The following is an 11053-nucleotide window of genomic DNA, read 5'->3' as shown; positions in this document are numbered from 1 at the left end:
GACATCACCTCGTAAGGGAAAAGACAGCCACCGCCCTTAAAACTTCTTGCATGGTTTATTATACAGAAAATTTTAAATGCATCCAAATTTAATTCTGAACGTTTTTGGTGAATCATAATCAATAGTAGTTTTTGGTTGAAAGGACTTTGAAATTGTAAAACAAATCTCTCCACGTTAATTCGTAGAGAGATTTGTTCTGTCAAAAAAGTTATTTCAATACAGTGGTTATGGGGAATAACCACCTATCTAATTATACTCGAATATTGACGGCTGTTATGCTAAATTTTGTCATTTTTTAAATACCAGAATTAGTAGTTAGTCCCCGCCTACCGATGGGGGCTATTCATTTTCCTTCACCATTTTAAACAGCTGCACACGACTATTAATACCCAGTTTTCGATAAACATTTAAGATGTGTTTTTTAAGCGTGTTATTGGTAATATAAAGTCGTTCACAGATAGTTTCGTTTTCCAAACCATCCAACAAGCTTTGGGTAATAATTTGTTGGCGTTTTGTTAAACCATATTTCTTAGCTGCTTCTGATAAAGATAATTTATTTTTACCAGAACAGGCTTTTTGATAATCTTTAAACAGCCGGGCCTCCAAATGGCTCGTTAATAAGCCGATGAGCTCAATATCATTTTGAGTGAAATCGGCTTTTCCTTTTTGGCGGAAAAAAGACAGGATCCCAAGGAAACGGCCTTGATAAGCGATGCTGGCATGGAGTGAAAAATGAAAGCCGTAGTCTCGATAAAACATTTGATAGTATTTTGAAGTGACTCGCTGAGCATCTGGGATGATGTCACTCTCTCGGTAGGTCATACTACGGCCAGTAAACATTAGCCCTTTTGAATAGTCCAGTTGCGTGTAATTGTCTAAATACTTTTGACCAAAGCCGGGTTCGATATTGACGACAACGGGACTGATCAGTTTTTGATCATCTTCTGGCGAAGATAGATAAAAGGTGCCACCATTAAATTCAAGTAGGAATAATAGTTGCGAAATCAATTGCTGCCGCATCTCAAATGGATCTTTGCAGCAGTAAATATGATGAATAATATTGTTTAGAACATATAGATCGTTTGTTGAAAAGACTTTCATTAAAAAATCACCCATATTCTAACCTTTTTATAATGTTATATTATATGCCACAAAGTTAAAAAATAATAGCTATTTTTGAAAAATAATGACTTGAAAGATCAATTTTATACTTCTTTTTAAGTATGACTTACTTAAAAAGTTGCTAAAATTGGTCTTTTTTGGCAATTGGGATCCAAATCTAAAGCGGCTATACTAAATATCAATAAATAAATGTCACAAGATGTAACATCTGTCTGGACAAAGAGGTGGCGTAATGAAAAAATTAAAGGCAGCGTTGTTGAGTTGTATTTTGGTACTGTTCATTTTGATTCTGTCAGGATGTGCCAGTTCTCATGCCGCCAAGCATAGCAAGACACTTAATGTAATCGGGTGGAGTGAATATGTCCCGCAAAGTGTTTTGGATCGTTTTACAAAGGAGACGGGGGTCAAAATTAATTATACTTCGTATTCAGATCCGGATGAAATGCTTTCAAAGGTGCTTTCATCAGCTAATGGAACCTATGATATGGTTTTAGCACCGGGAATGTACGTTCAAATTCTTCGAAAGTTGGGCCGGTTAGATAAATTGGATAAAGCTGAAATTCCGAATTACCAAAACTTGAGCCAAACAGCTTTGAATGAACCTATGACAAATTCAATCAGTACTCAGCACCATATTTGGGAACGGTGATGGGAATTGCTTATAACGCTAAGAAGGTTAAAACGCCCATTAAAAGCTATCAAGACTTGTTGAAACCAGAATTTAAAGATTCTCTTGTAACAGTAGAAGATTCCAGAGCCGTTGTTGGTTGTGCATTAATGGCAACTGGTCACAAAATTAACGATACTAGCAAGCTGCTCTAGCGGATGCTAGTAAGTATCTCGCCAAGTTAAAGCCAAACATCAAAATTTTCGATGGATCGAGTCCTAAGACTTCACTTATCAACGGGGAGGTTTCGGCCGGATTAATTTATGGTGGTGAGATTGCATTGGCAATGCAAAATAATCCGGATATTAAAGTGGTTTACCCAAAGGAACCCGTTTATTTTGCTTACGATGTTTTTATGAAACTAAAGAAAGCACCGAATGGCACTAACGTTGATAAATTCATCAACTATATGCTGGCGCCTAAGACCAGCGTGAAGTTTTCCGAAGCTTTTCCTTACTATAATCCAAACAAGCAGGCGGTGAAGCTACTGCCAAAAAAGTTGCGTGATAATCCTGCGGTAACGGTTCCTAATAATGTTTTGGCCCGTTCTCAAACGGTTCTGAATCTTGGTAAGGAGACAACTAAAATCGATAAAGTTTGGAATGATTTCAAAGGTGATCAGTAAGTGGTTAATTAATTTTAAAAGAAAAGGTGATTCAACATGAAGAAAATCGAAATGACAATTCGACCGGAAAATTTGGAAGAGGTTAAGCAAATTCTTTCTGATCGCGGTGTATCCGGCATGACGATCTTGTCGGCAATGGGGGCTGGTAATCAAAAGGGGGAAAAGACAACGACCGTTTTAAAAGGCGGTGAGTTTTCAATTAATTTGTTGCCTAAAATTCATGTGATCGCTTATGTAAAAGATCATTTGGTCGGCAATATTCTGATTGATATTCATGAGCGGCTTTCAACCGGTGAAGTTGGCGATGGCAAGGTCATTGTGACGCCATTGGAGGAAGTGATGCGGATTCGGACCGGTGAACGCGGCGAAGATGCCTTGTAGAAAGGATGACTGATATGAAAGAAATGATTCGGCTTTCTTCAATCAAGAAAAATTATGGCGACGTTAAAATTATTAAGGATCTGAACTTTACCGTGTATGAAGGAGAATTTCTCACGATGTTGGGGCCTTCCGGTTGTGGTAAGACCACGACGTTGCGGATGATTGCCGGCTTTGAAGAACCAACCAGCGGCGAAATTATGCTGAATGAAAAGCCGGTCAGCAATTTACCACCCTATAAGCGCAAAATTAATACTGTTTTTCAGAATTATGCCCTCTTTCCGCACTTGACGGTGGCTCAAAATGTCGGTTTTGGCTTAAAGATGGCCGGTGTTCCCAAAGTTAAACGAGGCCCTCAGGTTGAAAAAATGCTCAAGCTGGTCCAGCTTGAGGGGTATGGTAATCGAAAGTTGGATCAGCTTTCGGGTGGGCAAAAGCAACGAATCGCTATTGCTCGGGCCTTAATTAATCATCCCCAGGTACTCTTATTGGACGAGCCGCTTTCGGCTTTAGATTTAAAGCTACGAAAACAAATGCAGTTAGAACTTAAGCGGCTTCAGCGTAAATTGGGAATCACTTTTGTTTATGTTACCCATGATCAAGAAGAAGCCTTAATGATGAGTGATCGAATTGCGGTTATGAATAAGGGGCATTTGGAGCAGATCGCTGATCCGCGAACCTTATATGAGCAACCTAAAACGTGTTTTGTCGCTAACTTTATCGGTGAATCAAATATTTTCTATGGTAAAGTGTCCGAAATTACTAAAACGGATACCAAGGTCACAATCGAGAATGGCTACCTGACGCTCCAGTCTGATAAACCGGTATTTGAAAAACAGATCGTTAATATTGTTATTCGACCGGAAAAAGTAAAATTTTCTACGACTGAGGTTCCTGGTTTTCATATTCCGGCAACGGTTGCGGAACATTACTATGCTGGTAACGTGAATAAAAGTGTTTTACGCTTACCAAACGGTATGGCGTTAAAAATGACTTCTGCCGGTGATCAAAAACTACCAGAGATTGGGAAGTCGGGGTTTGTTTATTGGGAATTGGCTGACGCAATCTTGATTAAAACGACTTCGGATGATGTGTTTAAGGCGGTTGATAATCCAGACTTTTCAATGGTTAATCAAATGGGAGGCGATTAGCAGTGGAAAAAAGTATTGATAGCGAAAACGTACCGATTACCAAAACAAAATCTCATTACTTTTCCAAAACATTGATTAAGTGGGGGCAAATTCTGCCAATTTCAATTTGGATGTTGCTGCTGGTAGTCATCCCTTTGATGTATGTTTTGATAATGAGCTTTATGTCCCGAGACTTTTATGGTGGAATCGTCTATAAATTTACCCTAAGCAACTTTGCCCAAGTCTTTGCCGGCCAAAACTTAAAAATTTATGCGCAGTCAATTGGAATTGGTGCGGTAAGCACAGTAGTTTGTTTATTAATTGCCTACCCATTTGCGATGTTTATTGCTCAAAAAGGTCCGGTTGCTAAAACAATCTTGATGGCCTTGGTAGTGGTCCCTTCAGTTTCTAATTCCTTGGTTCGGCTGTTTAGCTGGATAACCTTGTTGAGAAAGACTGGCGTAGTGAATACGACCCTTGAGCATTTGGGAATTATTCATCATCCTTTGTCTATGGTTTATAACACTGGCGGAATTGTATTGGGAATGGTGTACCTGCTGCTCATGTTTATGATTATCCCAATCTTTAATTCCTTAGATCGAATCGATCACAACTTGATTGAAGCAGCTGAAGATTTAGGAGCTACAAAGTGGCAAATCCTAAAAGAGATTGTCATTCCGTTGTCTAAACCAGGGATCTTTGCCGGTTGCATTATGGTTTTCATCCCTTCACTTGGATACTTTTTTGTGAGTGATGTCATGGGTGGCGGCACCAGTACGATGATGGGCAATTTGATTGAAAACCAATTTCAAACTTCGAGAAATTGGCCGTTAGGATCTGCCATTTCGGTCATGCTAATTGTTCTAACATTAGTCCTATTGGTTCTCTTTCAGCGTCGTGGTGGTGATATGGCTGATTTAGGGGGTCGTTAAGATGACACGATCAAAGCACGTTGATTTTTGGAAGAATTCGTTAATCGGGTTGGTTTTTGTTTTCTTGTATCTGCCAATTCTAGTGATCATTGTATTTTCCTTTAATACTTCAAAATTAAACATTCTTTTTAAAGGGTTCACTTTTAAATGGTACGCCTTGGTTTTTCACAATGTCCAAATTATGTCGGCGTTGGAAAATACGTTGATTGTCGGCATTATTAGTACGGCGCTAGCAACGATCATTGGAACGCTGGGAGCGATTGGGATGCAAAAATACAACTTTCCAGGTAAAGCGATCTTGGATAAAGTCCTTTACATTCCGATTGTGATTCCAGAAGTTGTTTTGGGAATCGCGCTACTGTCAATCTATTCACTGGCTGGGATTCCACTTAGTTTATTTTCGCTTATTTTGGCGCACGTGACTTTCTGTATTCCATTTGTAGTTTTAACGGTTCGCTCCCGGCTGGTTGGTATTGATCAGACACTCGAGGAGGCGGCTTTGGATTTGGGCGCTACACCTCTAAAAGCGTTTATCCAGGTGTTATTACCACTTTTAATCCCAGGTATTATTAGTGGTGCCGGCTTTTCCTTTGCGTTATCGATTGATGATGTAATTATCAGTTTCTTTACAACCGGGCCCGCCAGCACAACCTTTCCGTTGCAGGTTTATGCGATGGTAAAAACTGGAATTACACCGGAAATAAATGCCATTTCAACACTTATGATGCTTGTCATTGTAGTTGGGATAGCAGCTAATGCCATTTTTCAAGTAAGTAAGCTTAAGCGGTCTAAACGAAAGTAAGGATGTGATTTTAGATGACAAGTATTCAAATTTTAAAAAGTCGATCGATTTTTATGGCGGAAGCGCAAAAATTCATTGCTGGTGCCGTTGTAATTGTCGATAAGAAGATTGCTGGGGTTTATTCGGGAAAGGTACCAATCCGGTTTCTAGCACTGCGACCCAAGATAAGTGATTTTGGTGAACAAACCGTCGTCCCAGGTTTTATTGAAAGTCATAGTCACATGTTTTTATCGGCGCTGGTCTATAATCAAAAGATTACGTTGATTTCCGGGAACTCTGAGACCGCATGTGCGGCAGATTTAAGTTCAAAGGTTCCTCGAAACCGATTAAAGCCGCATCAATGGATCGTAGCCAAAGGGTGGTATGTTCCAGCATGGCAAGAAAAACGGCTGCCAAGTCGATTAACACTGGATCATTATTTTCCGGATAATCCAGTGGCTATAATTGCCGATGATTTGCATACGCTTTGGCTAAATACAGCTGCATTGGATATATTATTGCCGTTGGTTAACCCAAATCGGTTTGATAGGGACGTCACGGTGACGGCTAGAGGAGATCCCAGTGGCGTCGTTGGTGAGCAGACGGCCATGGCTTTTCTGCACCGGATTTTTGATTATTCAAATTCTCAAAAAGCAGCTATTTTAGCTCCTTACTTAGATCATTTAACGAGTCTAGGGTTAACGTCAACTTGTGATTTGGCGCTGTTACCAGCTCAAACGATTAATGGGTTGGATGATCAAATTTACCCGGCAGTTTATCATGAGTTGGCACACCAAAATCGGTTGCCGCTGCGAGTCCATTTATACCCTTATTTCAAGCGGGGTGTCGCAGCACTGAAAAAATTAGCAGCCAATTATACAACACCCCGAATTCGGATCGCTGGTGGTAAATTGTTTTTCGATGGGGTTACCAGCAGTTATACCGCCTGGATGAAAGCGCCTTACGAAGGACGTAAGACGATGGGGATGCCAATAATCCCGGCGGCAGAAATGAAAAAATTGATCTTCTTGGCACAACAAAGTGGAATTCCCTTACGAATCCACGCAATTGGCGATCAGGCGATTCACGAGGCATTAATTGACTTTATTGCGGCTGAGAGGCAATTTAAAAATTCAGGCTTGGTTCAGCATTGTTTAGAACATCTGGAAACCATTGATCCAGTTGATTTGCCATTAATGACTAAAAGTAGGGTTATAGCGTCTGTTCAGCCAAGCCATCCGCTGTTGGATTACCGAACGGCTGATCGGTATGTTGGCAAACGAAGCCAAACGATGTGGCCATTTCGATCATTTGATCGTCACCATATTCCGATGGCTTTTGGGACAGACAGCCCGGTAGTAACTGATATAACGCCGATGGATAATCTTTATTTTGCGATGACCCGACAAACGCTGGCTGGAGATCCGCCAACGGGGTGGCATTCTAATCAACGGTTGACACTGGTTCAAGTCTTGGCAGCCCAAACCATTGGTGCCGCCAGAGCCTGTGGGTTTGCAGACCAAATTGGCTCATTAACAGTGGGGAAGTTGGCTGACATTGCTGTATTGGATCGAAATATTGAGAAGACACCGATTCGAGAGATTAAAGATATTCAAATTAGCGGCACGATGGTTGACGGTAATTGGGAATATCGTAAGCAACCGGTAAATAATACGATGAAAGTGTGATAGATATGGAAAAGGAACCCCTTGTAACAGATAAAACTAAAGCTTCAGTTGTCGAAGACCTTGATGAAATCCTGGGTTACATTAAGGGCAATGAGATGACTGATGAGCAAAAAGATAAGATGACTAAAGATACGCTGAATTACTTTGATAACTATGTTTCGCCAGGCTGGTTAAAATATCGTAAATCAGTATCGACGGACGCCGCCGTGTTGGAATGGACCGATCAGGATGCGGTTATTCATGGTCTTAAGGGTGAAGAATTCATTGATTGTTTAGGTGGTTTTGGGATTTATACCAGCGGCCATCGAAATAAATATATTCTGGACGCTGTTAAAGCTCAACTGGAGCATCAGGCCCTTCATTCTCAAGAGTTGTTAGATCCGCTACGGGGTTACTTGGCCAAGGCAGTTGCTGACATAACGCCGGGTGATTTGGAAAAATGCTTTTTCACCAACGGTGGGGCGGAAGCCGTTGAAATGGCCTTAAAATTAGCTCGAATTGCTACCGGCGGTCGCTGGTACATCTCAACGATCGGTGCCTTTCATGGGAAGTCTATGGGAGCAATCTCAATGGGAGGTAAAGGAACATATCGTAAGCCTTATATTCCAATGGTTCAGCAAGTTGAACATGTTGAGTATGGAAATGCCGAAGATATGCGCAAGGCAATTCGTAATTTAGTCGCTGTAGGCGAAAGTGTTGCTGCAGTTATTATTGAGCCAGTTCAAGGAGAAGCAGGAATCATTGTCCCACCAAAAGGCTATTTAAAAGAAGTTCGTGAAATTTGTGATGAATATGGCGTTGCTTTAATCTTTGATGAAATCCAATGCGGCATGGGCCGAACCGGATCGATGTGGCGCTGTGAAGCCGAAGATGTGGTGCCAGATATTTTAACCTATGGGAAGGCATTCGGCGGTGGCATTATGCCGATCACCGGTCTGATTTGCAAACCTAAAATGTGGGTTCAGCAATTAATTGATAATCCGTGGCTATTGGGATCGCCAACGTTTGGCGGTAATCCGGTTTGCTGTGCGGCTGCAATTGCAACTATTTCCTATATGCTGAAGGAAGATATTCCGGGACAAGCCAAGGCCAAGGGGAATTATTTAATCCCTAAGTTACAAACGTTAGCTGATGAATTTCCGGAAGTGATCCAAGAAGTTCGGGGGATCGGTTTGATGATTGGTGTAGAATTCCACTCGGATAAAATAGGTTACAGTGTCGCCAAGGGGCTATTTGATCGTGGCGTGCTGACAGCGGGAACTTTAGTCAATTCGAAAACTATTCGTTTTGAGCCGCCTGCAATTATTGAATACGATCAATTAGATCAAGTAATTGAGCGAATGCGAGAAGCCTTGAAAGCAACCAAGGAAAAGTTTGATTTATAAAAGTATGTTCATTAATGGAGGTGATGGCATGAGAAAAGTAAAAGTTGCAGCTACTCAGATGGCTTGTGGCTGGGATCGGTCACAAAATTTGGATAAAGCTGAAACCTTAATTAGAGACGCTGCAGAAAAGGGTGCCAAAATTATTTTATTGCAAGAATTATTTGAAACACCGTACTTTTGCCATCAGGAACGTTATGAATACTTTGATTTGGCAACGCCTTTAAGCGAAAATCCAGCCATTGCCAAACTATCATTTTTGGCTAAAAAGTTAGCAGTTGTTTTGCCGGTGAGTTTCTTTGAACGTCAGGGCAACACATTCTTTAATTCGCTGGCAGTGATTGATGCTGATGGAAAAGTGTTAGATGTCTACCGAAAAGCTCACATCCCGGACGGTCACAACTATGAGGAAAAATTCTATTTTTCTCCCGGAAATACTGGCTTTAAAGTTTGGGATACCAAGTATGGTCGAATTGGTGCCGGTATTTGTTGGGATCAGTGGTTCCCGGAAACAGCCAGAATTTTGACTCTAATGGGAGCTGAGATCATCTTTTATCCTACGGCGATTGGCAGTGAGCCAATTCTTAAAAGAGATAGTCAGCCGCATTGGCAGCGGACAATCCAAGGCCACTCAGCGGCTAACTTGATTCCCATTGTAGTAAGCAATCGCGTTGGAACTGAAGTTGATGACACTCAGATGACTTTTTATGGCACATCATTCGTTACCGACCAATTTGGTCGCATTTTAGAGCAAGCGGATCGGAAATCTGAAGGAACGGTTATTGCAGAACTGAATCTGGACGAAGCAAATAAGGACCGTCGCGAATGGGGTGTTTTTCGGGATCGGCGACCTGAGATGTATCGAAAATTATTGTCGATGTGAATGAATGTAAAAAGTTAAAGGTACTAATCTTAAAAAAGCAAGCGCGTTTATATTGAAAAAGTTAGCATAATATCATTGAGACACTTACTTGACATCAATCTAAAATACGTTACAAATTCTCAGCCGAGGATTATGTAACGTATTTTTGATGACTTAAAGTTAGTTAGGATAGGTTGCTAGCACTGTACATAAACATTGTAAACGCTTAAACTAGTGATTAAGATATTATCAATTTAAGCTTCGTTAGGAGTAGGGGGAAATATGAGTTGAGACATTCAAAGCTGATTTCAAAAGTATTTGAAACTTTAATTGTATTTATAGCCATTACTGTAACTTGGGGACTCTTTGGGGATGGTCATTCGACAGCTTTAGCTGATAATAGTAAGTCGGTCGCGGTGACGACAACATCTCAAGTTACTAATAAGATAACTGATGAACAATATCGTAACGCTAGTGCAAGTCAATTAGCAGCAATGGTACGGTCAGGACAGGTAACACCTCAAGAACTTGTTCGTCACGCTTTTTCAGTATTGGCTCAGGACAATCCATCGTTAAATGCGGTTATCTATACACGTGAGCAACAAGCTCTAGAGGAAGCGGACCAGCTAAAGGATACAGGACAACCCTTTTATGGAGTGCCATTATTGGTAAAAGGGTTGATGCAATTAATAGCTGGAGGTCCTAACACAAACGGGCTATTGCCGTTAAAAGGGAATACAACATCGGCTACTTTTCCAATTACAAAGGCTTTTCAAAATGCTGGTTTTATTGTTATTGGGGTAACTAACTTTCCGGAGATGGGATTAATTAATGTTACCACTTCTAAATTGTATGGATCGGCAAGTAACCCCTGGAATAAGGATTATAATCCTGGTGGTTCCTCTGGTGGAGCAGCAGCCAGTACGGCTGATGGCATGGTGCCCTTAGCTGGCGGTAACGATGCCGGGGGATCTATTAGAATTCCAGCATCTTGGACCGGACTGATTGGGCTTAAACCAACTCAAGGAATTATAACTGGTGATAGTGCAACTCCTGGAGCCGTTAACTTTGCCGAAACCAAAACAATGAAGGACACCAGCTCGCTGTTTGATAGTCTATTGGATTCTAAAAAGGCGGATCAGGTACCTGCTGCTCCAAGCAATCTTAAAGGGATGACTATTGCATATTCGACGAAATCTCCGGTTGGAACACCTGTTAGTCCAGATGCTGTTCAGGCTGTTAACAATGCAGTTTCATTATTGAAGTCCCAAGGCTTCAATATGGTAAAAGTTGATCCACCTGTCGATGGTGTAAAGCTCATGCAGGCATATTACTTAAGAGTAACCAGTAGTGGATCAACAGCTAATTTTGTGATTAAACAAAAGACAAAGCAAGATATGACCTTTGATCAAGTAAGTCCGATGACCTGGGCTCTTTATCAAGCATCTAAAAAATTACCGAAAAATTCAGCATCAATTTATAATAA

At 41.0% G+C, this 11053-nt stretch carries 12 protein-coding genes and 1 pseudogene; 11 read left to right on the top strand and 2 right to left on the bottom strand.

Annotation, left to right across the window (positions count from 1 at the left end; genetic code table 11):
* On the bottom strand, nt 1-203 hold a 203-nt coding region (locus tag JCM14108_RS15615; RefSeq protein ID WP_237745833.1), incomplete at its 3' end, for a hypothetical protein.
* 136 nt (nt 204-339) lie between these two features.
* Nucleotides 340-1116: a LuxR C-terminal-related transcriptional regulator gene (locus JCM14108_RS12835; protein ID WP_235807077.1), complete on the bottom strand. Its 777-nt coding sequence runs from the start codon at nt 1114-1116 to the stop codon at nt 340-342.
* 238 nt (nt 1117-1354) lie between these two features.
* Between JCM14108_RS12835 and JCM14108_RS15610 the strand changes: the two genes are divergently transcribed.
* From JCM14108_RS15610 to JCM14108_RS12790, 11 genes and pseudogenes are all read left to right on the top strand, one after another.
* Entirely contained in the window at nt 1355-1771 is a 417-nt protein-coding gene (locus JCM14108_RS15610; RefSeq protein ID WP_237745832.1) for a type 2 periplasmic-binding domain-containing protein, read from the top strand.
* Entirely contained in the window at nt 1771-1944 is a 174-nt protein-coding gene (locus tag JCM14108_RS15980) for an ABC transporter substrate-binding protein (RefSeq protein ID WP_272944539.1), read from the top strand. The genes JCM14108_RS15610 and JCM14108_RS15980 overlap by 1 nt, the downstream gene beginning before the upstream one ends.
* A 5-nt stretch (nt 1945-1949) precedes the next feature.
* A pseudogene (locus JCM14108_RS15605) lies at nt 1950-2414 on the top strand (ABC transporter substrate-binding protein); the annotation flags it as partial.
* A 36-nt stretch (nt 2415-2450) separates the two neighbouring features.
* Nucleotides 2451-2795, top strand: a complete 345-nt coding sequence (locus JCM14108_RS12825; RefSeq protein ID WP_035181325.1) for a P-II family nitrogen regulator — start codon at nt 2451-2453, stop codon at nt 2793-2795.
* Between the two features lie 14 nt (nt 2796-2809).
* Nucleotides 2810-3943: an ABC transporter ATP-binding protein gene (locus JCM14108_RS12820; RefSeq protein ID WP_235807076.1), complete on the top strand. Its 1134-nt coding sequence runs from the start codon at nt 2810-2812 to the stop codon at nt 3941-3943.
* A 2-nt stretch (nt 3944-3945) separates the two neighbouring features.
* Nucleotides 3946-4854 carry an ABC transporter permease gene (locus JCM14108_RS12815; RefSeq protein WP_191978553.1) on the top strand — a complete coding sequence of 303 codons (909 nt, stop codon included), beginning with the start codon at nt 3946-3948 and terminating at the stop codon, nt 4852-4854.
* A 1-nt stretch (nt 4855) separates the two neighbouring features.
* Nucleotides 4856-5656 carry an ABC transporter permease gene (locus JCM14108_RS12810; RefSeq protein WP_035181322.1) on the top strand — a complete coding sequence of 267 codons (801 nt, stop codon included), beginning with the start codon at nt 4856-4858 and terminating at the stop codon, nt 5654-5656.
* Nucleotides 5657-5670: 14 nt separating this feature from the next.
* Complete coding sequence (locus JCM14108_RS12805) at nt 5671-7323, top strand: amidohydrolase (protein WP_035181320.1); 1653 nt, start codon at nt 5671-5673, stop codon at nt 7321-7323.
* A 5-nt stretch (nt 7324-7328) separates the two neighbouring features.
* Nucleotides 7329-8708 carry a putrescine aminotransferase gene (locus JCM14108_RS12800; RefSeq protein ID WP_035181319.1) on the top strand — a complete coding sequence of 460 codons (1380 nt, stop codon included), beginning with the start codon at nt 7329-7331 and terminating at the stop codon, nt 8706-8708.
* Nucleotides 8709-8736: 28 nt separating this feature from the next.
* On the top strand, nt 8737-9588 hold the full coding sequence (gene aguB / locus JCM14108_RS12795; RefSeq protein WP_035181318.1) for an N-carbamoylputrescine amidase: 852 nt from the start codon (nt 8737-8739) through the stop codon (nt 9586-9588).
* A gap of 266 nt (nt 9589-9854) precedes the next feature.
* Nucleotides 9855-11053, top strand: a 1199-nt coding sequence (locus JCM14108_RS12790; RefSeq protein WP_035181317.1) for an amidase family protein, incomplete at its 3' end; no start/stop codon positions are given.

This window comes from Lentilactobacillus farraginis DSM 18382 = JCM 14108 (assembly GCF_000583655.1).
Classification (GTDB): domain Bacteria; phylum Bacillota; class Bacilli; order Lactobacillales; family Lactobacillaceae; genus Lentilactobacillus; species Lentilactobacillus farraginis.
Note: the sequence above shows the minus strand (reverse complement) of the source record. Positions and strands in the feature narration are given on the sequence as shown.